The sequence below is a fragment of the Arthrobacter sp. MSA 4-2 genome, from assembly GCF_016405885.1.
In the GTDB taxonomy this organism is placed as follows: Bacteria; Actinomycetota; Actinomycetes; order Actinomycetales; family Micrococcaceae; genus Arthrobacter_D.
Window position 1 is genome coordinate 268,092 of sequence record NZ_JAEKGC010000004.1, and the last position, 24,347, is coordinate 292,438.

Annotated in this window: 24 protein-coding genes; 11 read left to right on the forward strand and 13 right to left on the reverse strand. The window is 61.3% G+C overall.

The features are described from left to right. Positions 1-218: 218 nt before the first annotated feature. The 6 genes from I6N91_RS06555 to I6N91_RS06580 all read right to left on the reverse strand — a co-directional run bounded on the left by I6N91_RS06555 (position 219) and on the right by I6N91_RS06580 (position 5,132). On the reverse strand, positions 219-869 hold the full coding sequence (locus tag I6N91_RS06555; RefSeq protein WP_198811738.1) for a hypothetical protein: 651 nt from the start codon (positions 867-869) through the stop codon (positions 219-221). A gap of 64 nt (positions 870-933) precedes the next feature. After that, entirely contained in the window at positions 934-1,128 is a 195-nt protein-coding gene (locus I6N91_RS06560) for a hypothetical protein (RefSeq protein WP_198811740.1), read from the reverse strand. Positions 1,129-1,494: 366 nt separating this feature from the next. After that, positions 1,495-2,181 carry a hypothetical protein gene (locus I6N91_RS06565; RefSeq protein ID WP_198811742.1) on the reverse strand — a complete coding sequence of 229 codons (687 nt, stop codon included), beginning with the start codon at positions 2,179-2,181 and terminating at the stop codon, positions 1,495-1,497. Positions 2,182-2,212: 31 nt separating this feature from the next. Continuing rightward, positions 2,213-2,563 (reverse strand): hypothetical protein, encoded by a 351-nt coding sequence (locus tag I6N91_RS06570; RefSeq protein WP_198811744.1) that lies wholly within the window; start codon positions 2,561-2,563, stop codon positions 2,213-2,215. Positions 2,564-3,657: 1,094 nt separating this feature from the next. Then, the gene (locus I6N91_RS06575; protein ID WP_198811746.1) at positions 3,658-4,443 is read right to left on the reverse strand and encodes an SDR family oxidoreductase; all 786 of its coding nucleotides are present in this window, start codon (positions 4,441-4,443) and stop codon (positions 3,658-3,660) included. 158 nt (positions 4,444-4,601) lie between these two features. Further along, on the reverse strand, positions 4,602-5,132 hold the full coding sequence (locus I6N91_RS06580) for a MarR family winged helix-turn-helix transcriptional regulator (protein ID WP_198811748.1): 531 nt from the start codon (positions 5,130-5,132) through the stop codon (positions 4,602-4,604). A gap of 185 nt (positions 5,133-5,317) precedes the next feature. Here I6N91_RS06580 and I6N91_RS06585 point away from each other — a divergent pair, with 185 nt between their 5' ends. The 4 genes from I6N91_RS06585 to I6N91_RS06600 all read left to right on the forward strand — a co-directional run bounded on the left by I6N91_RS06585 (position 5,318) and on the right by I6N91_RS06600 (position 8,890). Further along, positions 5,318-5,641 (forward strand): nuclear transport factor 2 family protein, encoded by a 324-nt coding sequence (locus I6N91_RS06585; RefSeq protein WP_198811749.1) that lies wholly within the window; start codon positions 5,318-5,320, stop codon positions 5,639-5,641. Between the two features lie 66 nt (positions 5,642-5,707). Beyond that, positions 5,708-6,826, forward strand: a complete 1,119-nt coding sequence (locus I6N91_RS06590) for a DNA alkylation repair protein (RefSeq protein ID WP_233091522.1) — start codon at positions 5,708-5,710, stop codon at positions 6,824-6,826. A gap of 245 nt (positions 6,827-7,071) precedes the next feature. Then, positions 7,072-8,298, forward strand: a complete 1,227-nt coding sequence (locus tag I6N91_RS06595) for a M20 family metallopeptidase (protein WP_233091523.1) — start codon at positions 7,072-7,074, stop codon at positions 8,296-8,298. Positions 8,299-8,350: 52 nt separating this feature from the next. Then, positions 8,351-8,890, forward strand: coding sequence for a hypothetical protein (locus tag I6N91_RS06600; protein WP_198811753.1), 540 nt, complete (start codon positions 8,351-8,353; stop codon positions 8,888-8,890). A 344-nt stretch (positions 8,891-9,234) separates the two neighbouring features. On the opposite strand, the gene I6N91_RS06605 is transcribed toward I6N91_RS06600, so the two are convergent. Further along, a complete protein-coding gene (locus I6N91_RS06605) occupies positions 9,235-10,245 on the reverse strand; it encodes a 1-aminocyclopropane-1-carboxylate deaminase (protein ID WP_198811755.1) in 1,011 nt (336 codons plus the stop codon). Between the two features lie 983 nt (positions 10,246-11,228). Here I6N91_RS06605 and I6N91_RS06610 point away from each other — a divergent pair. Continuing rightward, positions 11,229-11,969: an MBL fold metallo-hydrolase gene (locus tag I6N91_RS06610; RefSeq protein WP_198811757.1), complete on the forward strand. Its 741-nt coding sequence runs from the start codon at positions 11,229-11,231 to the stop codon at positions 11,967-11,969. A 72-nt stretch (positions 11,970-12,041) separates the two neighbouring features. On the opposite strand, the gene I6N91_RS06615 is transcribed toward I6N91_RS06610, so the two are convergent. Then, positions 12,042-12,716 (reverse strand): GntR family transcriptional regulator, encoded by a 675-nt coding sequence (locus tag I6N91_RS06615; protein ID WP_159617521.1) that lies wholly within the window; start codon positions 12,714-12,716, stop codon positions 12,042-12,044. A 299-nt stretch (positions 12,717-13,015) separates the two neighbouring features. Between I6N91_RS06615 and I6N91_RS06620 the strand changes: the two genes are divergently transcribed. The 3 genes from I6N91_RS06620 (at position 13,016) to I6N91_RS06630 (ending at position 15,605) form a co-directional block, all read left to right on the forward strand. After that, positions 13,016-13,714: a TRIC cation channel family protein gene (locus I6N91_RS06620; RefSeq protein ID WP_307843266.1), complete on the forward strand. Its 699-nt coding sequence runs from the start codon at positions 13,016-13,018 to the stop codon at positions 13,712-13,714. A 233-nt stretch (positions 13,715-13,947) separates the two neighbouring features. Beyond that, positions 13,948-14,826 (forward strand): alpha/beta fold hydrolase, encoded by an 879-nt coding sequence (locus I6N91_RS06625; RefSeq protein ID WP_198811759.1) that lies wholly within the window; start codon positions 13,948-13,950, stop codon positions 14,824-14,826. A gap of 62 nt (positions 14,827-14,888) precedes the next feature. Beyond that, the gene (locus tag I6N91_RS06630; protein WP_198811761.1) at positions 14,889-15,605 is read left to right on the forward strand and encodes an alpha/beta fold hydrolase; all 717 of its coding nucleotides are present in this window, start codon (positions 14,889-14,891) and stop codon (positions 15,603-15,605) included. Between the two features lie 519 nt (positions 15,606-16,124). On the opposite strand, the gene I6N91_RS06635 is transcribed toward I6N91_RS06630, so the two are convergent. Further along, positions 16,125-16,382 (reverse strand): hypothetical protein, encoded by a 258-nt coding sequence (locus tag I6N91_RS06635; protein WP_198811763.1) that lies wholly within the window; start codon positions 16,380-16,382, stop codon positions 16,125-16,127. 354 nt (positions 16,383-16,736) lie between these two features. Between I6N91_RS06635 and I6N91_RS06640 the strand changes: the two genes are divergently transcribed. Beyond that, complete coding sequence (locus I6N91_RS06640; RefSeq protein WP_198811764.1) at positions 16,737-18,344, forward strand: cryptochrome/photolyase family protein; 1,608 nt, start codon at positions 16,737-16,739, stop codon at positions 18,342-18,344. A 590-nt stretch (positions 18,345-18,934) separates the two neighbouring features. Continuing rightward, on the forward strand, positions 18,935-19,198 hold the full coding sequence (locus tag I6N91_RS06645; RefSeq protein WP_198811766.1) for a hypothetical protein: 264 nt from the start codon (positions 18,935-18,937) through the stop codon (positions 19,196-19,198). A gap of 305 nt (positions 19,199-19,503) precedes the next feature. Here the strand turns inward: I6N91_RS06645 and I6N91_RS06650 are convergent, their stop codons facing one another. The 4 genes from I6N91_RS06650 to I6N91_RS06665 all read right to left on the reverse strand — a co-directional run bounded on the left by I6N91_RS06650 (position 19,504) and on the right by I6N91_RS06665 (position 22,881). Continuing rightward, positions 19,504-20,214, reverse strand: a complete 711-nt coding sequence (locus tag I6N91_RS06650) for a DUF6518 family protein (protein WP_198811768.1) — start codon at positions 20,212-20,214, stop codon at positions 19,504-19,506. A 192-nt stretch (positions 20,215-20,406) separates the two neighbouring features. Beyond that, positions 20,407-21,603 (reverse strand): low temperature requirement protein A, encoded by a 1,197-nt coding sequence (locus I6N91_RS06655; protein ID WP_198811770.1) that lies wholly within the window; start codon positions 21,601-21,603, stop codon positions 20,407-20,409. A gap of 67 nt (positions 21,604-21,670) precedes the next feature. Then, the gene (locus I6N91_RS06660) at positions 21,671-22,408 is read right to left on the reverse strand and encodes a flavodoxin family protein (protein ID WP_198811772.1); all 738 of its coding nucleotides are present in this window, start codon (positions 22,406-22,408) and stop codon (positions 21,671-21,673) included. 107 nt (positions 22,409-22,515) lie between these two features. Further along, positions 22,516-22,881, reverse strand: coding sequence for a GNAT family N-acetyltransferase (locus I6N91_RS06665; RefSeq protein ID WP_307843267.1), 366 nt, complete (start codon positions 22,879-22,881; stop codon positions 22,516-22,518). A gap of 218 nt (positions 22,882-23,099) precedes the next feature. On the opposite strand from I6N91_RS06665, the gene I6N91_RS06670 reads away from it, so the two are divergent. Continuing rightward, a complete protein-coding gene (locus tag I6N91_RS06670; RefSeq protein ID WP_198811776.1) occupies positions 23,100-23,933 on the forward strand; it encodes an alpha/beta fold hydrolase in 834 nt (277 codons plus the stop codon). Positions 23,934-24,347 lie beyond the last annotated feature (414 nt).

Genomic DNA, 24,347 nt, shown 5'->3' on the forward strand with positions numbered 1-24,347 from the left:
CCTACGTTTTCCTCGACTAGCAGCAGTTTAGTCTGGATTCCGGACGACCCGTTTATAAGCCGCGCCGGCAGGAGCGGGAACGGCGTAAAGTCGGCTTTCTTGGTCGTACATCTTGCGTTCTTCGAGGCTGGATGTACACCCAATCTATTGGTGTTGGCGCGCGGACTCTCAAGGTCCGACCGCGGAAAAGTACATCATCTAGGCGAGGTTCGAGAGGTTCAACCGGACGATGGCCCGTGACGACGCCAGATTACACTGCCAATGAGGAAAAGGAACGCCACTACGGCCAAAATCCACGACACAGCCCAAGGGAGCAGCCACGCCCAGAACTCCGGGGATGAACTGACAATGATCCCGGTCGTGATGAAGGGCAGGCTCCAGCGGTCGAGAGACTGACTCTCTTTGCGTTGGCGGTCCAGTTCATCTCTGATGGCCGCAACTGAGCCCTCCAATCGTGCCGCGGTGGCGCGGAACTCCGTAACGTTGGATCCCAGCGTGGACCGAAGTTCCTCTATTTCGCTTCGCACTTCGTCAAGGCGCTGCCGAAGGAGTTGGATATTTTCCTTCGTGGGCGCCGGGTCCGGCCAGCCACTAACCCCGAGATTGCCCCCGCCAGCGAGGTCCACACCGCCTACGTAATCGCTGACTGTCACATTCTGGGTCTTCCGAAGCACTGGGAAGACTCGGCTGAGGAGTGAACGGGCATGGAATGCGGTGCGCGCAAGCAGGTGTCGGACAGCCCTGACAAGGTGACCTGCGGGTTTCGAGTCACGGTCCATCGCCAGCAGGGCTCCCGCGAATGCTGTTGCCCCGCCCAGCACCCGATAAAGGTTGGTTAAATTCTCGGGATCGCTCAGCCAGTCCTCCATACGTCAAGGTCTACCAGCTTCTGATTCCCGTGAGCTAGGTGGGTGTAATCGCATTCCGCCATACCTAGCCTTCGCGTTCTGTTTGGATGGCGGGCTCAAGGAAGCGGATCTTCACGGCTTTGGTGTGCCAGGCAACAGCATGTGCTTTGAGCTGCACGGCTTTGGTTGGGTAGCGGATCCGGACGTACACGCGGCGGGGCTTGTCGAACTCATGCGGCGGGTCGTTGGGGAGGTCGACTTCTACCGCGGTGAGCAGCATGGGCTCCTCACGAAGAACCAGCTCTTGAGCCACTTGTCGACGGATGCGGCCCCGTACCGCTTGTTCTGCCCCACAGCACGCCACTCCTCATCCCGACTCTTGCCTCAGGGTTAAAGTAGAACACACGTTCGATTTCCTGAAGACTCCTCGACTGCCTATCCTGTTTCCGTGCACTGGAACTCAGCACCGCGCGATGAGATGTGGGGGCAGGCTGAAGCACCGATGGACGTATGCGCTTATCGAGGCCGGGGGAGGAGCGCCGGTTGCACACAGTACAAGTGATGTGCTGGACGCGCTCGACTCTAGGTCCGGTCGTCAGGACGCATACCGCTGCATGCATCGTGCCGCCGAACTCTTCCGGAAAGGTCAATCAGGATGGGTGGGTTTCCTTCCGGAACTGTCGTCACAGATCTGAACGGTAGATAAGGCAGCGAAGGCAGAGTCGGCCGACGTTGATCCGGTGCGGGAGCCAGACGTTGACATCTTGGGAGAATCCCCCGCCGCGGTCGGGGCCAAGGTGTGGTGAAACGTCACCACACCAATCCCTTCCCTGCGAGCGGAGGGCGCCGTCCAAAAATCAAATAGCTTTCGACTACGCATCACCTGATCAGTGGTACGTCCATCCTCAAAGGTTATTTGGGCACTGAACGTGGTCGAGTTCCGCTTCAACGTGTAGCCGCTCGGAGCAGGGCAAGAAGTCGGCCGCGCCTCGGCGCCCGTGCGTGCAGTCTGTCTTTGATGTCGAAGGATGAGCACGACGTTCTGGTGGAGACAAGCTACCTGCTGCTGGATTGTGACCAGCGGCGCGAAGAACCGGATCTTCACCGCGGTCCTGGTGTAGACCAGGGCGTGCGCCTGGACCCGGATGGCCTTGGAGGGGTAACGGATCCACGCGTACACCCGCCGAGGCTCCGGGAAGTCCACGGGTGGGGTGTTGTCGAGGTCGAGTTCGGCCGCGGTGAGCATGATCAGCTCCCCGCGCATCACGAATTCCTCGATCCGGGCATCCATCAGTTTCGCGTAGTAGGCGCGGTACCTTTTGCTGGAACCCATGGCCGGTATCCGCCCACCGATTGCTGTCCAGTCAGAGGCCGGTGGCGCCTGCGACGCGGTGCAGCCGCCAGCCCTGCCAGCGCGGATCGGCGCTGATGTCGAACTCCAGGACCGGGGAGGCCGGCCCGGTCTGGGCCTGGAACCGCCAGGACCGGGTGGTGATCACGCTGCCATGCCCGCCGCGGGCGGTGCTGTCTGGTTCCCACCAGTTGCTCGAGCTGGACCATTGGACGGGTTCGCCGCTGACCTGCCAGATGCTGCCTCGCCACCGCAGGGCCAGCGGTTCTCCGGTGCCGGTGAACCGCACGGCCGCCGGTTCATCGAGCGACTGCCGGTCGGTGCTGGGGTTACCCATGGATGGACCCGATGGTTGTGCTGTCATCGCCTCTTGTCCTTCACCTCAACGCTCGTACTTCCGGGTTAAAATAGAACACACATTCGATTGTTTTGGAAGCCGGCAGTCCGGCAGGCCGGGCGGTGGCCTCCGAAGCAAGGGTGCCCGTTGGGGCCTGCACTGAGAAAGCCTCCGCTTGGAAGTCGCGACGTCCCAGGACTGGATTTTCTGTCGAAGCTTGGTTGGGGCGAAGTGGGCCGCTGGCCCGACGAATTCACCATCGATGGGCAGCGCCGGGATGAGGGCGTTCGGAAAGATTTCCTGAACAGGCCGGTCGGTTTGAGGCTGCCGATCCTAGGGCGGGCCCGTGAGCACCCTGTCGAGCCTGTTGAGAGACTCTAACGGCAGCGGCCGTCAGCGCGCCGGATCCAGGCCATCGCCCAAACCAGGGGAGTGCGGGTCACCAATACCTCGATCTCCAGGTACGTGCGCGGGGAACCGGAGATCCCCTCGGAAAAAGTCCTGCAGGCGTTTTCGGTGGTTCTGGGGATTCCTATGACCCGGTTGCGGGAGGCCGCCGGAGTGCGGGCGGGTGAACCGGAGCCCTTCTTCTGCCCGAGAACGCCAACCGGCTCACCACCAGGCAGCGCGAGCTCATCCTGCACCCCATCCGGGTTCTCCTTGAGACAAATGAGCGGTCCGTTCACCGGCCACCGACCGGGCCCTGAGACCCCAGCTCCACCGTGCCGGCGGAGAGCGGTCATGGTCCTCTCTGTTGTCCGGTCCGACCGGCCCTGCGATGCGTTGTTGTCCGGAAGATGAGTGCCCCGGCGCCGGGCTGGATGGTCCGGGCCAGAACTTTCCGGTCGCCGTGCTCGACCCACCACAGGTTCACCGTCAGCGGCACCGTGGCGGTGCCCGGTGTGCGGGGGTCCCTCAGGAAGTAGGTAGCCAAGCGAATCGCGACCGGGCGATCATGTAGGCCACGACGAGTATTGGTTGGTTGCTACCTTGCGTGACTTCCTGTGCGAGTACCTGAGCAACTTCGAGCACTGTCAGGTAGCACTCCCCACCGTTCAGGCCGCTGAAGCCGCCACCGGCGGAAGGAGGGCCTGAACGATGGGTGACCTGACGTACTGTTGTTAGGTTGTTGGGACTGTTCCGCCGTCGATCACGTACTCCGCGCCCAGGATCGATGACGCCCTGTCGGAAACGAGGAAGCCGACGAGGTCTGCGATTTCTTCGGTCTCTGCGAAGCGGCCCAGAGGGACGCCTCCAAGCGAGTCCATCACTCGCTGCTCGGCCTCGGGCCGGGTGATCGAGTTGCCTTCGGCGATCCGCTCAATGAAGCGGTCGTAGGCATCAGTCTTGATTCCGCCTGGGCTGATGGCGTTGACGCGCAGGCCCTTGGGCCCGACCTCGTTGGCGAGTCCCTTGCTGTAGGTGCGCAGCGCAGCTTTCGCGGCCGCGTAAGCGAGGGACGCTTCGTACTGAGGCAGCTCGCGCTGAATCGAGGTGAAGTGGAGGATGACTCCGGAACCCTCGCTGATCATGCCGGGCAGAAGCGCGCGATCCAATCGCACAGCACCGAGGAAGTTGAGCTGGAGCTCGATGAGCCATTGGTCGTCGGTGATGACTTCGAAGCCACCCGCTGGTGTTGATGCACCCCCGACAACATGCACGAGGATGTCCACACCGCCGGCTTTGCTCATTTGGGCCGCAACGAGGTCGGTGCCCTCCGTCGTCGAGGTGTCGGCCGCAATGAACCGGTCGGGGAACTCATAGCCGTCGGGCATCGACCGAGCCGTGACGTATACATCCGCGCCGAGCTCACGGAGCCTCTCTGCGACTGCTTTACCGGAGCCCTTTGATCCTCCGGTGACCAATGCTCGGCGACCGTCCAGGCGATCGCGGTCTGTGTTCGACATGTGTGATTCCTATCCTTCGATGCAGTTTCGTGGCATCGACGCGCGATGGTGGTCGAGCCGAGTACCGGTGACTCCGTAACTCCGCGTCAAAACCCTGTCGCACAGGACAGTATCACAAGTAATGTCCCACAGGACAGTAATATCCGATGGATGAAGTTTCAGTCCTGGGGAGGTAGGAGGCCTCGTTCGAGCATTCGTTCTGCTGATGCAATCGCATCTGCCACGAATCTCGCTGTCAGGTCGGTATACGCGCGGACGTCGCTGTCGGACCACTCGTCGAGAACCTCGGCGATCATGCGGTCACCGAGGGCGTACACGCCGTGAGCTGCGGCTTCGCCGGCTTCCGTGAGGCTGATGAGGGTCGCGCGACCATCGGCGGGGTCGGTCGTCCGCTGCACCCAACCATTACCTTCGAGTCGGCGCACGATCTTGCTCACGTGTGACGCGCCGGTGGCGAGCACTTCGGATAGGGATGTCGGGCGCATCGGGCCCCAGGCGAGTAGGTGTCTGAGGGTCGCATGCGACTGCTGATCGATGCTCTCTCCGCTCTTCGCTAGAACTTCGCCCTGAAAGGTCGGGGAGTCCCATAGAAGGATCAGCGCGCTCAAGTTGGCAAGCAACTCGGAGCGGTAGGGGAAGTCACTCGCGCGACGGGGTCGCGCTGCGCCGGAGTCTGCACTGTTACTCATGTCAAAACTCTACTGAGTAGAAATGAAATTATTGTCATATAGGACAGTGTTTTCGTGTTACTGTCCTATACGACAGGAAGTCGATGGCGCGGAGGCGAACGATTCGCTCTCAAGGCCGTGATCGTTCTGCCTACCACACCACCCATACGGGCGTGTTCGCGCCAGACAAAGAGAAAGAGAAGACTATGAGCGCCATCACTCTCCCTAAGGCGATCGAGAACTTCGTCGCCGCGAACAACGCACATGACGTCGATGCACTGATGGCGACGCTCGCGGCGGACGCGGTGGTGTCCGATGACGGCAAGACCTACACGGACGACGCTGGCATCCGCACCTGGATCGGGAGCCACTTGATTGCCCCCAAGATCGTCATTACCCCGACGTCTTTCGGGAACAACCGGATGGTTGCATCGTCCGCCGGCGACTTCCCGGGAAGCCCGCAGCCATTCGCATTCAACTTCATCATCGAAGGCGATCTCGTCAAGGGCCTGTCCATCGATCTGGCCTAAACCTTCGTCGGCCGGAGTAACGCACACGTTGCTCCGGCCGAAGATCGGAGTCTTCTCATGGGAACTATGGACGAGTTGATCAACCCGACGGTTATTGATGCACTTAGCCGTAACCTAGTGGCCGCTGCACCCCAATTGCAGCCCCGAGCCTTGAGCGAGGCAATGACAATCCTCGCCGGACGGCGCCTACGGGACAGGGTCAACATTGTCCGAGACGCGTTCCTTGCGGATGCACCGGATGATTTCTCAGAGCTGGAGCAACTGGTGAGAGCCGCGCTCGAGCAACCAAACTTCACGGGCTGGATGATCTGGCCGGTGACAGAGGCAGTCAGCACTCGAGCCCTGGCCAGTCACTCGACCCCGAGTTTTGATACTGGCATGGACTTGCTCGCCAGCCTGACGCCACGTCTGAGCAGTGAGTTTGCTGTGCGTGACCTTCTCAACGCACGGCCTGAGCGGGCGCTCTCAAAAATGACGGTCTGGGCCCGCGACGAGAATGAGCATGTGCGACGTCTTGCAACGGAGGGATCGCGCGCATACTTGCCTTGGGCACGCAGAGTGCCCTGGTTGATCGAACACCCGGGCGCTACGCGCGCAATCCTTGACGCTACCTACCGCGATACCTCGGAGTATGTGCGGCGGTCGGTCGCAAACCACCTCAATGACCTCAGCCGAGTCGACCCCGCTACCGTCACTCGCACGGCTCGGAACTGGGTTGAGAACGCCGACGCACACACCTCCTGGGTCATCCGTCACGGCCTTCGCACCCTGATCAAGAACGCCGACCCGGAGGCATTCACGCTGGTCGGATACTCCGGTCATCACCTGCGCGTGGACCGACCTCAACTATCGAACGACACCGTGCACCTCGAGGGTGCGCTGACCTTCACCGCGGTCATCACCAACGAGGACGACGCAGAGGCGGCTGTCGCGATCGACTACTCCATCGGATTCCAGCGCTCCAATGGGACCATCAGTCCCAAGACCTTCAAGCTCACCTCACGAAAGATCGCGCCAGGCGAAAGTGTCACAGTCACCAAGACACACTCCTTCCGTCGCATCAGCACCCGCACCTACTTCCCCGGGGCACACTTCGTCGCCGTGCAAGCAAACGGCACACGCTCACTACCAGCGGACTTCACGCTGGTCGGCGCGAGCGCAGACGAGTCTGCATCTGACGCATAAGAGAGAGGACAGCCCGTGAATGGCCCGACAGAACAAGTAATCCACACAGCACCACGGGGTGGACAGCCGTTGCGGGAACTGGATGGATGATGGACCTTTGGTCGTCTGGTCACAGAACCAGATGCACCCGTAATATATTGCATATTTGACTCAGCTGGGCTTTGCTGGGAAGCCAAAAGGACACCTCGTGAAGGCAGTTTCCACCGAGATGCCCGAGTGACTGCACCTAGACCGACAGGAACACAATGAAGAACGCTCACCCCGAGATGGTGTCTGACATCCTGCACAGGCGCTTCGATGCTGCACCGATGCTTGAGAACCTCATAGCTACGAGAAGACAGCTTCATCGTCACGCTGAGATTGGCCTCAATCTTCCACTGACACAAGCTCTTGTACTCCAAGAGCTCACAGAACTCGACCTGGAGATAACAGCGGGTCGTGACCTTTCGTCAGTGACTGCGGTCCTGCGTGGGGGCAAGCCGGGCCCGGTCGTCTTGTTGCGTGCTGATATGGATGCGCTGCCAATCACCGAGCCCAGCGGTTTGCCGTTCGCGTCCAGTACCGGTGCGATGCATGCGTGCGGGCATGATCTGCATGTGGCCGGTTTGCTCGGCGCGGTTCGCCTGCTGCACGAGCGTCGCGACGAGCTTCCCGGAACAGTAATTTTCATGTTTCAGCCCGGAGAGGAGGGCTATGCCGGGGCGCGGACGATGATTGAGGAGGGTGTGCTCGAGGCCGCAGGTGAGCGGCCCGTTGCTGCCTACGCCGTACATGTTGATTGTATGAAAGACTCCGGCACGTTCTTCACCCGCAGCGGCCCGATGCTTGCCAGCGCCAGTTCGCTACAGGTGCATGTTTCCGGAACCGGAGGCCACCCCGCCTTCCCCGAGCATGCAATAGACCCGATCCCAATCGCTGCCGAAATTGTGCTCGCAGTACAGAGCTTCGTCGCTCGGCGGGTCCCGGCAACTGATCCTGCCGTGGTGTCCATTCTGAAAATCACGAGTGAGCAACTCGCGCCGAACGCACTTCCGATCGGCGTAACCATCGGCGCGAGTGTTCGCACGCTTTCCCGTGACACCTTCGCCTTGATGCGCGAGAAGCTCGTACCTCTCGTATCGGCCATCGGCGAGGCACATGGAGCACCGACAACAACGGATTACCAGGATTCGTACCCGGTCACGATCAATGATCCGCACGAGGCCTCCTTCGCCCTCGATGTCCTCGAACGGTTGCATGGCCGGGACGGCGTGCAGGTCCTGTCCGCGCCGCTCATGGCAACGGAGGACTTCGCTTACGTTCTCGAGCAGGTACCGGGGGCTCTCGTCGTTCTTGGTGCTCGCCCGACCGACGTGCTAGTCGAAGGCGCCCCAGGCATGCACTCTGCCGGCGCAATCTTCGACGATTCCGTGCTCGGCAAGCAGGCAGAAACGCTTGCTGAACTTGCCTGGCGACGGCTCCAGTCGACCTGACTGCAAGCGCGGTCCGCTTCACTGTGCCGTGCTTCTAAGCTTAGGAGAATTGATGCTTGAAGAAGGCGACTCTAATGCGTTCGAGGAACTTATTGAAAGGGAGGGGTACCTTCTTCGTTCGTCTGACGAGGTTGACCGGCAGTACAACGCGGCCATCATCTCTGGATCATCGGTAACCGTGGGTTCAATCCCCCTCCTCGGTCACCACCTCCTTGCGGAGGGCCCCATTAGGGCCCCGAGGGTCTCCGCGGGTAGCGCCGCCGGTCCGCAGAGGGCATCTGAATGCTCGGCGGAATTGCAGCACGGAGTGGAAGCGGCTCAGATCTGTGTGATCAACGGACTGGCCCTCATCAGGAGCAAAGTTGCATCACTTTCGGAACTGAAGGCAGTTACCGAACTTACACTATTTATAAATGCAGATTCGGACTTCACGCAGAAAGACGAAATCCTGGAGGCGGCGATCAGCCTGCTCTCCTCCCTTTATCCTCTGAGCCCGGACTTTGTTGCGGACGTCCTCGATTCCTCCTATCTGCCCATGAACTCGTCCGTCTCATTGGCTATCACTTTCAGCATGGACGATGAAGCGGCATGAATCGGCTGCAATGACAAGATCTGTTGGTGGGCTCCTGCCTACTGCCTCACATATCCTTTCTTCCGCCACGCCGTTGTTTCTTAGTGAGGGACGCGCGTGGTTAGCACCGATCGCGTGATGATGAAAGCAAAGGTGCCATTGTCCGTCGAAAGATGATTTAAGAGGCGGCGGCCAATTGAGGTGTGGCGTTGGTGATTCCGTCGACACCCCGTCATCGAGCATCGCCTGGCCTCAAACCAGTTACTTCCACCGGAAGCGGGGTGACCCGGTTCCCTGCTGGTCCACCCAGCCTTCCGGTTGCTTGATCGGACGCAGCTCGGGGGAACAGGTCTCGCCGCGTCGTCCTAGGAACGAAACAAGGCGCTGTAGGCGTTTAAGGCCAGCTGGCCGCCAAGGTGCGCGTACAGAACGTTGCTCGTTGCTGGGATATCGCGGCTTTTAACCAGATCAATAAGGCCGGCCAAGGATTTGCCTTCATAAACAGGGTCGGTGATCATGGCTTCCATCGAGGCGCCAAGGCGTATTGCGTCAAGCGTTGAATCGACGGGAAATCCGTAACGATCCCCGGCCCAGCCCTCCAATACGTTGATCTCGTCATCCCGCAGCTCCCGATCAAGCCCAATCAATCGTGCTGTCTGTCTGGCAATGCGTTCGACCTGATCCCGGGTCTTCTGAAGTGTGGCGGAAGCATCGATACCGATGACCCTGCGTGGGCGGTCCTGACCCGCGAACCCAGCGATCATGCCCGCATGAGTGGAACCGGTGACTGTGCATACGACAATGGTGTCGAAGAATATTCCCAGGCCACGTTCCTGCTGTTCCACTTCATAGGCCCAGTTGGCGAAGCCCAACCCGCCAAGCCTGTGATCCGAAGCTCCAGCGGGGATCGCATACGGCTTGCCCCCGGCGGCCTTCACTTCCTCAACGGCAGCTTCCCAGCTGCTTCGTATTCCAATGTCGAAGCCTGCACCGTCCAGTTGGACATCTGCGCCCATGATCCTTGAAAGGAGGATATTCCCGACTCGATCCGATGAGGGATCAGGCCAGTCAACCCAGTTTTCCTGTATCAGGCGGGCCTTCATTCCAAGCTTCGCAGCCACGGCAGCGACCTGACGCGTGTGGTTTGACTGGTAGCCCCCGACAGATACCAACGTGTCTGCACCTTGTGCCAGAGCCTCCGGGATGAGGTACTCGAGCTTTCTGGTCTTATTGCCACCGAATGCGAGACCGCTGTTCACATCCTCCCGTTTAGCCCATACCTGGGCGCCGCCGAGATGCGAGGTCAGGCGGGGAAGGTGGTGAATCGGCGAGGGCCCGAAGGTCAGAGGGTAGCGCTCAAAATCTGTGACGGCCACAAGAGACCTCTTTCCGAACAGTGGGCAGGGCCGTTAGCTGTTTAGAGTCAGCGCACGGATCTCGGCGAAAGACTTCCGGCCAGGCGAATTTGCCTGTCCGATGAGGCACGGCCTACCCAGCACAACGAGCCGGCATAATGATGGCAAGGACGATATGCAACATATTGCGCCTTGCGAAGACTCTCGTCAACTTCATTGTGGTGCTCTTCACGCGGTGTTGTTCGGAAGGAGAGCCGGCCTGCGTTGCAGTACCGGAGCCGATGAGCTCGGCTTCCGCTGCGGGCATGAGGTTACTCACCGTGCCTCGAGTGCCAGCGAACATCTGGTTCACGGTCGCTCGAGCAATGCGAGGTATGACACCAGCGGTACGGGCGCTCACGTTTCTAAATGATGTGTTCCGGTGCTCCCACACGGTGATACCCCCACCAGGCTGGAAATAGTGGCCCTTGCTGCGCGCCGATTCACATCTTGTGCGGCGGGACCCAGTTTTACGATCCCTCGAACGCGACGGACGTGTCGAGCGCACCGTGTATGCGGGAGGTTCCACCCCGTGTCGAGTATCGGGCCACGGATCCGGGATGAGCTTGAGCGAACCGGTATGCTCAATTGCTCTCTGGGTGGCTGTGCAGGACCGGATCGAATACAACCCATGCCGTTTCGATGCTGCTTCAGGCCGCGACCTCTTGGGGGACACGATTGCAGCGCAAGGCTGACTAGCCGGGTGTGAATATTTTTTGCTCAAGCGGTGCCCCTCCGAGTCTGACGGCAGCCACCGTCGAAGTTGAGGACCGCCCTGGCCCAATCACGCAACTTCTTGCGGCGTAGGACGCGGATCTGGGCCCGGTTGGCTGAAGTTATCCGGCGAACACCTGGACGCAGTGGAGGGGGCAGGCGCTTATATCGCGGTGTCGCGGGAGTCCGGGAGGGCGCGGCCCCCGCACCCTCGTAACCTGTGGCAGTAGCTATTGAATTGAGGAAAGCCTGTGAAGAGTCGTTCGTTCGGACCGGTGACGTTCGTGCAGACGGAGCACGTGAACTGGAGCATTTACGCCGGCGATGATGGGACCGTGCTGATAGATACCGGATACGCCGGTCAGCGCGAAGACCTCGTTCGCTCGCTCGACAGCGCAGGGGTTGCGATCGAAGAATTGAGTGCGGTGCTCATCACGCATGGTCACGCCGACCATATCGGCGGGGCGCGGTGGCTCTCCAGCGACTACGGCATCCCCGTCTTCAGTTCCGAGGCAGAAGTACCGCATCTGCAACGAAAATACCTGCAGCAGGTTGGGGTACGAGATATTGCCTGGAACATTGCAAGGCCCGGGGTCCTTCCCTGGGTGGCCGCCATCGCCCCCCTTCTAAAGGACGACGCAAAGACGAAGGTGGCGGATGCCCGGCCTGTACCGCTCACCCCCGAAGGTCGCGCAAGGGTGCCGGGACTGCCACTCGTAGTGCCCTTGCCTGGACATACGAATGGACATACGGGCTACTACTTCGAAGCTGCACAGGTACTCATCACTGGAGATGCGCTGGTCACGGGCCACCGCACACTGCCTAGGACAGGTCCTCAACTGCTGCCGGCTATGTTCCACCACGATCTCCCGCGGGCTCGACAGGCGCTGCAGGAGCTTCCTCACCTTGAATATGTGACGGTGCTGCCCGGACATGGCGAAGCATGGTCAGGCTCGCTCGACAACCTTGTCGGGCAGGCCATTGCACAGTAGCTCAGCAGGACGGTTCAAGTCGGGTCAGTACTGACAAGTCCACCTCTGCGGTCTGCCTATGCTCGTTCACCGTCAACCAGACTGGGGTTGCGCCACAGAGTCGATGGAACTTGGCAAGCTCTTCCACATGTCAAACGCAAGACGCCTTGCATCCTCAGCCTTACCGCTCGCACACAGTTCGATGAGTTTGGTATGTCTTTCCAGTGAGGCCTGGCCATCGGACGACCGGAAGCGTAGAAGCTCGGCCCTGCGGACAACGGGCCCGAACCGGTCAAGTACAGCTTGTAGCGCTTGGTTACCTGAGGCTCGAACCGGGACGGCGTGCAGCTCGTCATCTGCCTTAAGAGCCGCTATGGCGTCACCGGCCTCAAGGGCTTTCTGAAAGCGGCTATTGGCTGAACGCATTCGATCGATGTGCACTTCGGTGAGCTTTCCGATCGTCTCGCGGACGGCCAGTTCGTGCATTGCGGCCACGACATCGCGCGCATCGGAAAGTGCCTGCGTCTCAATTGTGCTCACGATTGTTGACCGACCCGGCTGGGTCACGACCAGCCCGCTATCGGCGAGCTTAAGCAATGCTTCCCGTACAGGTGTTCGGCTGACACCGATCCAGGCAGCGAGATCAGAGTCTCTTAGCTGCTCTCCTGGTTTGAACGTGCCGTCAACGATTGCATCACGAAGCCGCAGGTAAACATCGTCCCGCAGAAGAGAGCGATCAACAGAAGGAGTGTCTTTGGGAATCGGCATTCAATATATTGGTCACAAGCCTGTGGAAGTTACAACCTACCGCTCCCTACATGCAGCATCCTGCTTCCCCGCTCCTCGAAAGATCCTCATTCGGCGGTTGGCCGTAGGGATGGCCCTTAAGATCCTTCAGCCCCCGCATGTGCGCCGCGCTACCGGCACTGATTACCCACAAGGTCCCGGGAGGCATCTGACCGATCGCTGCTGGCTCCGGATGTAGCGCTGCCTTGACAAGCTTCATCACCGGACTAATATATTGCATATCGGTTTCCCAGTACCCTCTCCTTCAGCCGGTAGGATCCGTGGACCTCTTCAGGTTCCCTAGTGTCAGGAAATTTCGGATGATGCCACTCTCACCCTTCGAAATTCCCTTATGGATCGAACTTGCAGCAGTGGCTCTTGGGGCATTGCAGGGCGCACTCTTCGCAGGACCCTTCGCCGATCGGCGAATCGATGTCCTGGGGGGAGTGCTGATTGGAGTAGGGGTAGCACTTGGCGGCAGCCTGTTGCGGGACGTGCTCCTCGGCGTTCCACCCGTGGCCATCTACGGGGACTGGTACATCCTGGTGGCTGCAGCAGTTGCGTTCCTAGGCATCGCGTTACAACGCCTTTTCATCCGGCTCGACCGGCTCATTCTCGTGCTTGATGCGGTGACGATAGGACTTTTCGGGGCCATTGGAACCTCAAAGGCTCTCGCGCTCGGCGTACCTCCCGTGCCGGCGGTATTCGTCGGAGCCGCGGCCGCGGTGGGCGGATCCGTGGTGCGTGATGTCACTCTTGCTCTTCCGGTAGCTCTGCTGCACGTGGGATCGCTCTATGCGGTTGCAGCCGCCGCCGGAGGGGTGCTGCTCCTCCTCCTTGTCCACAGCGGTGTAGCCGTTTTACATGCCGCAAGTGCCTCTGTAGTGCTAACAACGGTGGTGCGACTTCTGGCCGTCAGTCTCGGCTGGAGGTTCCCTGAACGCTCAGCAGTGGTCGTCCGCCGTCGGGCACGGGTCTGACCTGGTGACATTGAGCGCTTCCGTCCCACCTCGGGCCGCTCGCTTCATCCGGCTCAGCCGTCCTTCTAAAGGCAGGCCCGCCCAGGACTCCGCCCACCGGCGGTCATCCGTCAATGACCGCTCTCGGAAACTCCTATCGGAAATGCCTGGAGAAGAACTGATGCGAAAACGGTCGCTCTCCAGACCGATATATCGAAAGCGAACGACCGTGTTCAAACGAATTAGGAAATGTCATGCCAACGCTCAACACCAAAATCGGCTTTGTCCTTCATACCGGAGCCCGGTATAGGAGGGGAGTCATCGTCGCCCTCGCTGCCCTGGTAGCACTTGCACTGCTGCTTCCCGCTGCAGTCAACGCGAGCCCACAGTCGGTTCCCGCCAACTCCCCGACGCCCGAGGACAAGCCCACTGTCGTCCTTGTACATGGTGCCTTCGCCGATTCTTCGAGCTGGAACGGTGTCATTCCACGTCTGAAGCGCGAGGGATACCCCGTTTTCTCTGTGGCCAACCCCCTGCGTGGCCTGCAGGAAGATGCCGCACACTTGCGCACTGTTCTCGACAGCGTCGAAGGGCCGATTGTGCTTGCCGGACACTCATACGGCGGGTCAGTCATGAGCGAAGCAGCCGAAAGCAAGCCCGATGTGAAGGCGCTGGTCTACGTCGCCAGCTTCCAGCTCGATATCGGGGAGAGCACCGGGGAGCTTGCTGGGAAGTTCCCCGGCGGGGAGCTCGGGCCAGTCCTCCAACCTGTGGCCTTTGAGACCCCCGACGGGCGGACTGGCAATGACCTCTACGTCAAGCAGGAGGAGTTCCGTCGCGTCTTCGCCGCTGATATCTCAAAAACGATCGCGGAGCTGATGGCTGCAACGCAGCGCCCGATCGCCGAAACCGCCCTCCAGGACACCGCGACGAAGGCCGCATGGAAGACCATCCCCTCCTGGTCGATGATCACCACCAAGGACCTGGCCATCCCCGCAGAGTCCATGAGGTTCATGGCCGAACGCGCCAACGCTGAAGTCGTCGAAATTGATGCCTCACACGGCGTGACGGTCTCCGAACCCCGCGCAGTCGCCGATCTGATCACCAAAGCAGCCCACGAAGTCACCCAGTAGGAAAAGCGTGCGAAGTACAAAAAGCGCACGAAGTTTATTCAGAAATCGAGAGGATGAGGACCATGACTGAGAACGTTACAATCACCAAAGCAGGGCAGAAGGTCACGAACGTCGTGCTGGTGCACGGGGCCTTCGCCGACGGCGCCGGATGGCGCGGGGTGTACGAGAACCTCACCGCGCGCGGATACGAGGTGTCGATCGTGCAGAACCCGCTGACCTCGCTCGAGGACGACGTCGCGGCCACCCGCCGCGTCCTGGACCAGCAGGACGGCCCATCGATCCTCGTCGGTCACTCATGGGGAGGCACCGTCATCACCGAAGCCGGCGTCCACCCGAACGTCGCCGGCCTGGTCTACGTCTCGGCGCTGGCCCCCGACACAGGGGAAACCACAGCAGAGCAGTACGAGGGCTTCGCCGAGACCCCCGACTTCGTTATCGACGTCGGCGACGACGGGTACGGCTACATCAACCGGGACAAGTTCAAGGCTGGCTTCGCGCACGACACCAGTGACGCTGACGCAGCCTTCCTCAGGGATTCGCAGGTACCCATCAACATGGCAGTATTTGCGACCCCGGTCACCAACGCGGCGTGGCGGAACAAGCCCAGCTGGGCCGTCATCGCAACCGAAGACCGCGCCTTCGACCAGGCCATGCTGCAGCACATGGCCAAGCGCGCCAACGCTGCGATCACCGAGGTCGCGGCCAGCCACGCCGTCTTCCTCACGCAGCCGGAAGCGGTGGCCGACACCATCGATGAGGCGGCACGCACCGCGGCTTGACCCGAGCACCTTTTGGGGTGTGCGGTGCCCAGCGCCGCACACCCTAAAAGAGCACCGCGGAACAACCCGCTCCGTTACATAATGTCAGCTGTCCGACCCACGGGGCGCACTGTTGACGGCGCCACTAGGCTCGGAGCATGGGTGCCAAGCGTAGGAAATGGCCGACCAGAGGCCAGACTTTGACTGGTGGCGTTCTAGCGTTGCTCTGGATGGCCAGCAATGCGTATTCCGTACTGGCCGAGGGGCGCCCCGCCACTGGGTTCTACTGGGTTACGCAGGCCGTTAACCTGGCTTTCTTCTTGCTGTGTGTGTGGTTGTTCATCCGAGCTGTGAAGCGGCCAGAAGACACACGATAATGTCGGCTGACACACAGACAAGCGCCCCACCGGGTCATCCCGGTGGGGCGCTGTCGTTGGTGCTGTTCTGCTCGGGAACCTAGAGCACACGCTCCAGGGCCCAGTCAGAGACTGAGCGCCCACTGAGGAAGCGCCATTCCGCGCGGCACTTGTCACACTTGATCTAGTGACTGTGGTCGCGGAACCCCAGGATATTGTCATGCTCTTCGACGATCGTTCCGTAGCCACAGGGGCACCGGTATTCATTGCGCTCCACGTTCCCGGGGCCGGCCCCGAAACCGCCAACATTTTCCACATGGTCGCTGATGCCGATCGTGCGGATGCCCGGTGACGGCGACAGCGTGCTCAGCCACTCACCGATCGCAGCCCGCGCTGCGTCATAGGCTCCGGGGGAGTGGTCGAGCTCGTTGAGGAGAAGCACCAGCTAATTATTGGGTTGCTCATGGGCAATTGAATGCTGCCGGGCCGAAGAGCCCCTCGGCTGGTCGGCATTTTGGGCGAGTCAAGGGGCGAAGGAGGACTTTAGGGCGCTGCACCCTAGCGGATCACAGGCTGGCTACGAGGGCGCTACGGACACGTTCGCGGTCGATCGGGCGATCATGGGTGGCCACGTCGCCTAGATGAGGGCGGACGATCATAGGTTAGTCCGCTACGGAACGTGGTCGAGTTCCGCTTCAACGTGTAGGGAAACGTCGGTTACCGGGGGTGGAAAGCGAGTTCCGCTTCGCCGCCTGGTGCCTCGATACTTTCGGCCCGGGGCGGCCTATGGTTAGGCATGAACTCCGGCCCGCGTGTGCGTCTCGTCCTGCCACATCAGCTCTTCGACCAGCATTTCGAAGCCGCTGGTGACACCGTGTTCGTGCTCATCGAGCATGACCTTCTCTTCCGCCAGTACGCGTTCCATTCCCACAAGCTGGTACTCCATCGCGCGTCGATGGGCCGCTTTGCCCGCCGCTTGAGCGCGCACGGCTACGAGGTCGAAGTCCTTCGAAGCGATGCCGGTTATAGCTCCTCCGATCAGCTCGCCGGGTTCATCCGGGACCGCCACCCGGTGCAGGTAACCTGGTTCGACGTGGTCGATGACTGGCTCGAGCGGGATCTGTTCGCGGCGCTCGCCACTGGCGGCTACCCGATGAGCTGGGAAGACGTGCTCGAGACACCGAACTTTCTCACTGACCGTGGGCAGATCGATGACTGGTTCTCACACAATGACTCCCGAATGCAGGACTTCTATGTGTGGCAACGCCGTCGACTCGGCATTCTGCTCGACGACGGGGAACCCCTCGGCGGGAGGTGGTCCTTCGATGCCGAAAACCGAAAAAAGCTTCCCCGCGGTTACACCCCGCACACCGTGGGCCGTTTCGCGCGCCATCCCGTCCACCAGCGCGAAGGGGCCCTCGACATTGAAGCGCTGATGGGGGAGGAGGTTGGTGACGGGATGCATCGGGAGGTGGAGCTCGCGATCGCCTGGGTCAGTGCCGAGTTCCCGGACGCCCCGGGTGACCCCAACCTGTTCGCCTGGCCCACCAGCGGCGACGAAGCGCGTCAGCACCTGCAGGAGTTCGTCCGCGAACGACTGAACGCGTTCGGGCCCTACGAGGACGCGATCTCCACCGAGCATCCGTTCATCGCTCACGGCCTGCTGACGGCCGCGCTGAACATCGGACTGCTGGACCCGCGGGACCTCGTAAGGGCGGTACTCGAAGGAGCCGATGCCGACACCCCACTCGCCTCCCTGGAGGGGTTCGTGCGGCAGGTGATCGGCTGGAGGGAATACATGCGGGCCACCTACCGGACCAGCGGCCGGCAGATGCGGACTTCGAACCACCTCGGGCACCAGAACGCACTCGGGGACGGGTGGTGGGATGCGAGCACCGGACTGGCCCCCGTAGACATGGTCATCTCCCGCGTGCTCGCCACCGGGTACGCCCACCACATCGAGCGACTGATGGTGCTCGGCAACGCGATGTCCCTGCTGCGCATCCATCCCGACCGGGTATACGAGTGGTTCATGGAGCTGTTCATCGACGCGTACGACTGGGTGATGGTCCCGAACGTCTATGCGATGAGCCAGTTCGCTGCGGGGGAGGAGATCACCACGAAACCCTATGTGTCGGGCAGCAACTACCTGCGGAAGATGTCAGACCTCCCCGCGGGGGAATGGATGGCAAACTGGGATGGTCTGTATTGGACGTTCATCGAGGATCACCGCGCGGTCCTGGGAGCGAACCCACGCATGCGGATGATCCTCTCCCTGCTTGAGAACATGGACCCCAATACCTTGAACGAGCACCGCCGCCGTGCCGGGGCGCTCCTCGACGGTGGGCACGAAACGGCACTGCTTAAACCGACGCCGATGCGCGGTAGGACCCGTGAACTGTAAGCGAGCCCGCGAGAGCGACCTGGCGGAGTTTGAGTTTTCGTATGGGAGGGGATTCCTCTCCCAAGAGTTCCCCGAAGCTCCGCATCGAATTTGAGGGTGAACGAAAGTTACTGGACGTCCTCTTGAGGCGGTGCCACCATGGCGGTATTGTCGCGGCCGCTCGGCGGCAGGGCGCAGGAGCGGAGATCGGGTACCAATGTCAACGCCTGCTGATCTGATCCCGGAGCGGTACAATCACGCGCTGCGGTCCGGTCACATCAGAAGTGAGGGTTAGCCTCGAGCGCCCTGCAAGCAGAGGTTTATTGTCTACTGACCGTGGTTGAGTTCCGCTCCAACGTGTAGTTCCTGATCTCCCTGAGACCTTTTGCGATCGCTGTGAACAACACGTGTCCTTAGCGGCGATGCGCTCTTGCGACCGCGCCTGGTCAAAATGATGCTGATTGTGACCCTGTGCACGACGGTGTCAGCGCAGCCCCCGGGGCACCATCGAGCCCTGTCGCAGCCGTCGCTACCGGCGTAGGCTTCGGCTGTGCCGGCTCTGTCCGCGGATCCCTCCGCCCGGCCGGCAGTCGCCTCAAAAGGAGTCCGCCATGACTGTTCTGGTCCAAAATTTTGTGCCCGGGCTGACCCGGGAACAGTATGAAGGCATCGCCGCCGCTCTCAGGGACAAACTCATTGCGGCCCCCGGCTTCAACGCCCACTACGCCTATGAGAGCGAAGGCGGAATGACCGTTGTGGAGATTTGGGAGGCGGCCACGCAGCACGACGCCTGGTTTGACAACAATGTCAGGCCAAACCTGCCGGTGGAGGTCACTCAGGAGAAGCACGAACTGGCGAACAACATCACAGCCTAGCGCTGCTATTCGATCTCGTAGCGAAAGGCTTCGCGAGTCAGGCTCAGCTCGGTCGTCTGCAACAGACCTCCGCGGCTCACGTTAAATTCCCTGCGTAACCGTGTAACTGCCCCATTGCGATGCGCTTTCGCCTTCCCTTTGGTCCACCGCTTGACCGTCCCCCTGAAGGAGTTTCGGCACGGCGAGAGTGCCCGCTGGCAGGGATCTACCGAGGGACCTCGAGCGGGATTTCCAGAAGGGGTGCCGGCATCGCTGTGGTCACACGGTTCCCGATGAGCTGGTTCCTATCCGGGTGAACCGTCGGCTCAGTAGATCTGGAGGAAAGCGGCTGCGCCGATGACGGTCAAGCCGACGCTCAGGGCTGTCGGAGCGAACGAGCGGAGCCGGATAAAGCTCACTGCGGCCAGGAACGCTACTCCAGATGCGATTGAGGTAATCCAGTACACAGGGCTGGTCGTTTCAGCCACAACGGTCAAGCCGTAGATTCCCTCACCTATCAGCACTGCGGGCAACGCTGAGCTCGCTATGGCAACCACCCACGTGGACCGGCTGCGCATCCAGGCCGCGGCCAGACCAATGGGAGGCCCAGCGACGAAACTCATGAGGACGAAAAAGTTACTCAGGCTTAGTGACCAAACATATCCGCGAAGGTCGGACATCACTGCGTACCCGACGTTGAGGAGGTAGAAGGAAGCAACCCCGAGAACAATTCCGCTCAGGTACCTGCTCCGTGAAAGCCACACCAGCGCGAACGCCATGGCCGACCACCCGCCGGCGGAGTTCGCCAACGAATGAAGCGACTCCGGCAAATAGGTTTGTCCCAGCGATGTGAGTGCGCCCAGAACGAACGAGGACGGCAGAACGATGGCCCATGAACGAAGACGATCTCCTACCCAGGACGCCCGGGTCAGGCCGGCGCGTGCAGGCGGCTCGGTGAATGCCGGCGAGGTCCTTGCCCTTATCAGTCCAGGAAGGGAGCGCTTATCGGCGGCGGGGACGCCTGATGAGTTGGCCATGATCTTAATGCTAACTGTGGGAGCTTCCTCCCATCGTCAGTACACCGACCCGGGCCGCGGCTGCAGCGGCGGGCCCCGGACTGCTGCGGCACAACAGCGAGCAGCACGGCCACCGGGTCTACTTCAGGTCGTCCTCGAGAGCCTTGGCGTCAAGATGCTGACCCGGTTTCGGAGTGCGGAAGCTGATTCCCGTCAGTGCCCCGAGCGTATGGCGTGTCGAGTCCGGCGGTACAGGAGAGTCTCGAGGGCGACGAGGGCGGCGGCTGTGGCGGATACCAGGACCAGGGCGGCCAGCGGGGGGATCTGGGCCGCGGCGGGGATCAGGGCCAGGAGGACAGCGGCGCCGCCGAGCCGCAACCTGTTCCATCCGCCGCCGATCCGCCGCCAGAATCCGGCGCTGCCCAGCAGGTACAGGGCCGCGCCGCCAAAGAGGGCGAAGGCGCCTAGGGCGCCGAAGGGCCCTGTCTCGTAGACGTGCGCCAGGACGTCTTCCACCCCGAGTGCTGACAGGACGATCCCGGCGACCATAGGCAGGTGCAGGTAGGTGTAGGCGTCGACGGCGGCTGCGGCTCGTTCGGCTCCGCGCAGCGCGGCGAACCGGTGCTCGGCGGCGATGGCGGTGACATCGAAGTGAAGCCACCACAGGCAGATGGACAGGCCCACCCCGAAGACGGCGCCGATCAGGATCGGGGTGCTCACGGGCTCCTGGGAGGCGCCGACGCCGGTCGCCACGATCGATTCACCCAGGGCCAGGATAACGATGAGTCCGTAGCGTTCGGTCCAGTGTGCCGCCGAGTGCACCCGCCAGTTCCCATGTCTGGAGGTGAGGTAGGTGATTGCAGCGTCCACGCCGACGCCGGCAAGCCAGAACCAGGTCTGCGCGGGACCTCCGACCACGGCCCCGGTCACGATCAGCGCCGAACCGAGCACCACTCCACCGGCGGTCTTGGCGATCTGCCGGCGCAGTGGCTCGTCATCTCCCGCCGCATAGGCGTACAGGCTCAGGTGCAGGACGCGGACGACAACGTAGGACAACGCCAGCACCACGGGGCCGCTGAGGCCGCCCTCGAGGTCATGGAAAGCCTCCGGGATGGCCAGGGCGGCGAGGAACATGACGATCATGACGACGGACAACCCCAGCCGCATGAGGCCCTCATCGACATGGGTCTGGTTGGAGAGCCAGGAGAACGACGCCCAGGACCACCAGAGCAGGGTCAGGATAATCATCCCCTGCAGGACCCCGAGGAAGGAATGCTCGTGCGCCATGAAACCCGTGACCCGGGTGAAGGCGAAGACGAAGACCAGGTCAAAGAAAAGCTCGAAGGTGGTCACACGGTGGGATTCGTCCGAGACCCGTGCGGCGGGAAGCGGCTTTCGTGATAGTGCCATGGCTCCAAGAATAGGTGTCGGAGCGGAGTTGATTTCTCTGTTACCCCCGGCCCGCCCCCCGGTTTGATCAGCGGTATTCAGGGTTGGGATGCGACTTGGAACGATCGCGGTCTCTCCATTCCCCGGGGAGATTCCCCCAGGCAGGAATACCGTTATTGCGCCGCAGCATGTCCGCCATGTGAAGCAGATTCCAGGTCATGAAGGTGGTATTGCGGTTCGTGAAGTTGTTCTCCGGTCCGCCCGAGCCTGGGTCGAGGTAACTCGGTCCTGGACCGGCTTCCCCGATCCATCCTGCATCGGCGGCAGGCGGGATGGAGAAGCCGACGTGCTGGAGGCTGTAAAGGAGGTTCATTGCACAGTGCTTAACGCCGTCCTCATTCCCGGTCAGCAGTGCCCCGGCCGTTTTCCCGTAGTACAGGAACTGACCATTGGCCTGCGTCACACCCGACATCGAGTAGAGGCGTTCGATGATCCGCTTAGTGATCGAACTGTTGTCGCCGAGCCAGATAGGCCCGGCAACAACGAGGATGTCGGCCCGCATCACTTCAGCGGCGACAGTCGGCCAGTCGTCATGGTCCCACCCCCGTTCCGTCATGTCGGGGTAAACGCCGGTCGCAATGTCGAGGTCAACCGGTCGTAAGATGTTCACCTCCACCCCATTCGCGCGCATGATGTCCGCACTCTTATCGATGAGACCGGAGGTGTGACTCAGCTCGGGACTGCGTTTGAGTGTGCAATTGAGGAACAGAGCACGCAGACCCGCCGGGGTCGTGTGTCGGCTCGGGGGGTGCTGAGAATCTGGCATCAATCGGGTACCCTTCGTGGCTGTTCGGTAAGGAGGTTTTGGCGCGCATACCGCGGATCCCGTATCGGCTCACCTGCCAAACCGACGGCGCTCCCCGGTCCCCAGAGTCAATCATGTCCCTTCGGCGCAGCGGACCGTTTCCGGGACTGCAGCACGCCGTCCAGAAATCTAAGGAGCGGTTCCGTCGGCTCCAGAACGTCGGGCACATACTCGGGATGACGGGCGAGGTAACTCTTGATGTACGGACACACAGGAACGATGATTTTCCCCCCGGCGACCGTCTTGCTGAGCGCGTACTCAGCCAACGTCCCCGCGATTCCCTGCCCCGCATACTCATCGATCACCGCCGTATGGAAGAAAATACGATGATCGCCGTCGTCATCCACGTAAGCGGCCTGACCAACGTAATGACCGCCCGCCCGTGCCTCAAACCTGCTCCGCGGCGTGTTCTGTCCCAGGTTCAACTCATTCACTGACCCTCCCGGAAAGATAGTACCCAGCATGTTCGATCATTGTGCTTCGTCCTCTCAACCGTCGAAAGGTGTGCGAAGGGCGTTCCTTCCACCATCCGCACGCGGGCGGTCATAAAACGTAAAATTCGTCTGATCGTTTGCTGGGCGAATTGTCGATGAGACGATGCAAACGCCAAGAGAGGAAGACCCCTCTCTCACATCAAACAAGGAAGTAGGACATGGGCTTTATCAAAGTCGGCACCGAGAACAGCACCGATATCGAGCTTTACTACGAGGACCATGGGACGGGACAGCCGGTTGTGCTGATCCACGGCTACCCGCTGGACGGCGGCTCGTGGGAGAAGCAGTCAGCCGCCCTCCTGAACGCCGGGTACCGGGTCATCACCTATGACCGCCGCGGGTTCGGCAAGTCGAGCAAGCCCACCACAGGCTATGACTACGACACCTTCGCCGCCGACCTCAATACCGTCCTTGAAACCCTGGACCTCAACGACGTCGTCCTGGTCGGCTTCTCGATGGGCAGCGGTGAGGTGGGCCGCTACATCGGCACCTACGGGGAAGCCCGGGTCGCGAAGGCCGCGTTCCTCGCATCCCTGGAGCCGTTCCTGCTCCAGACCGACGACAACCCCACCGGCGTTCCCTCCACCGTCTTCGACGGTATCCGCACCGCCGCCACCGAGGACCGGTACGCCTGGTTCACGAACTTCTACAACGACTTCTTCAACACGGACAACTTCCTCGGCAACCGCCTGAGCGAGGAAGCCCTGCGCAACGCCTGGAACGTGGCCTCCGGCGCGTCCTGGTACGCCTCCTTCGCCGTCGTCGACTCGTGGCTCACCGACTTCCGCGCAGACATTGAGAAGGTCACCGTTCCGGCTCTGATCGTCCACGGCACCGACGACCGCATCCTCCCGATCGACGCCACCGCCCGGGAGTTCAACAAGCGCCTGCCCGCCGCGGAGTACGTCGAGATCGAGGACGCGCCGCACGGCATGCTCTGGACGCACGGAGCGGAGATCAACGAGATCCTGCTGCCCTTCCTGGCCAAGTAACCCCGGCCGCATCAACGACAGGGCACCCATCCGTCGCCGGCTGTCAGGACGCTCCGTCCTGACAGCCGGCGACGGATCACAAGATGCTTAACCCATGCACCGCGGCGGGTACGTGCCGCTGAGCAGCCTCTCACCGGCTGTACATGGCGGAGTTTTCAACCGTTCCTCGGACCCTCACACACCTTTTACTTATAGTCCCAATCGAGCAATTCCCATTCGGCCATTCGCGCCTTGTACGAACAAACAAAATATAGGTGGAAATCAGTCGAATGGACCGAAATTTCCATTGCTTGGCGAACCTACACTGAACCGCATGACAAATCTCGCAGATATCGGCCACTGGATCGACGAACGCCTAGCCACCCTCGCGGAGCAGTACAACGTCCCCGCCGTTTCGGTGGCTGTCTACGCCAA

What these genes read in the sequence shown, in the direction of transcription:
- I6N91_RS06560 (WP_198811740.1), bottom strand. Translation starts at nt 1,128, where the DNA reads ATGCTGCTCACCGCGGTAGAAGTCGACCTCCCCAACGACCCGCCGCAT.
- I6N91_RS06600 (WP_198811753.1), top strand. Translation starts at nt 8,351, where the DNA reads ATGCTTGAAGAAGGCGACTCTAATGCGTTCGAGGAACTTATTGAAAGG.
- I6N91_RS06570 (WP_198811744.1), bottom strand. Translation starts at nt 2,563, where the DNA reads ATGACAGCACAACCATCGGGTCCATCCATGGGTAACCCCAGCACCGAC.
- I6N91_RS06565 (WP_198811742.1), bottom strand. Translation starts at nt 2,181, where the DNA reads ATGGGTTCCAGCAAAAGGTACCGCGCCTACTACGCGAAACTGATGGAT.
- I6N91_RS06650 (WP_198811768.1), bottom strand. Translation starts at nt 20,214, where the DNA reads ATGGCCAACTCATCAGGCGTCCCCGCCGCCGATAAGCGCTCCCTTCCT.
- I6N91_RS06625 (WP_198811759.1), top strand. Translation starts at nt 13,948, where the DNA reads ATGCCAACGCTCAACACCAAAATCGGCTTTGTCCTTCATACCGGAGCC.
- I6N91_RS06585 (WP_198811749.1), top strand. Translation starts at nt 5,318, where the DNA reads ATGAGCGCCATCACTCTCCCTAAGGCGATCGAGAACTTCGTCGCCGCG.
- I6N91_RS06640 (WP_198811764.1), top strand. Translation starts at nt 16,737, where the DNA reads ATGAACTCCGGCCCGCGTGTGCGTCTCGTCCTGCCACATCAGCTCTTC.
- I6N91_RS06630 (WP_198811761.1), top strand. Translation starts at nt 14,889, where the DNA reads ATGACTGAGAACGTTACAATCACCAAAGCAGGGCAGAAGGTCACGAAC.
- I6N91_RS06595 (WP_233091523.1), top strand. Translation starts at nt 7,072, where the DNA reads ATGAAGAACGCTCACCCCGAGATGGTGTCTGACATCCTGCACAGGCGC.
- I6N91_RS06645 (WP_198811766.1), top strand. Translation starts at nt 18,935, where the DNA reads ATGACTGTTCTGGTCCAAAATTTTGTGCCCGGGCTGACCCGGGAACAG.
- I6N91_RS06575 (WP_198811746.1), bottom strand. Translation starts at nt 4,443, where the DNA reads ATGTCGAACACAGACCGCGATCGCCTGGACGGTCGCCGAGCATTGGTC.
- I6N91_RS06580 (WP_198811748.1), bottom strand. Translation starts at nt 5,132, where the DNA reads ATGAGTAACAGTGCAGACTCCGGCGCAGCGCGACCCCGTCGCGCGAGT.
- I6N91_RS06660 (WP_198811772.1), bottom strand. Translation starts at nt 22,408, where the DNA reads ATGCCAGATTCTCAGCACCCCCCGAGCCGACACACGACCCCGGCGGGT.
- I6N91_RS06590 (WP_233091522.1), top strand. Translation starts at nt 5,708, where the DNA reads ATGGACGAGTTGATCAACCCGACGGTTATTGATGCACTTAGCCGTAAC.
- I6N91_RS06555 (WP_198811738.1), bottom strand. Translation starts at nt 869, where the DNA reads ATGGAGGACTGGCTGAGCGATCCCGAGAATTTAACCAACCTTTATCGG.
- I6N91_RS06615 (WP_159617521.1), bottom strand. Translation starts at nt 12,716, where the DNA reads ATGCCGATTCCCAAAGACACTCCTTCTGTTGATCGCTCTCTTCTGCGG.
- I6N91_RS06655 (WP_198811770.1), bottom strand. Translation starts at nt 21,603, where the DNA reads ATGGCACTATCACGAAAGCCGCTTCCCGCCGCACGGGTCTCGGACGAA.
- I6N91_RS06670 (WP_198811776.1), top strand. Translation starts at nt 23,100, where the DNA reads ATGGGCTTTATCAAAGTCGGCACCGAGAACAGCACCGATATCGAGCTT.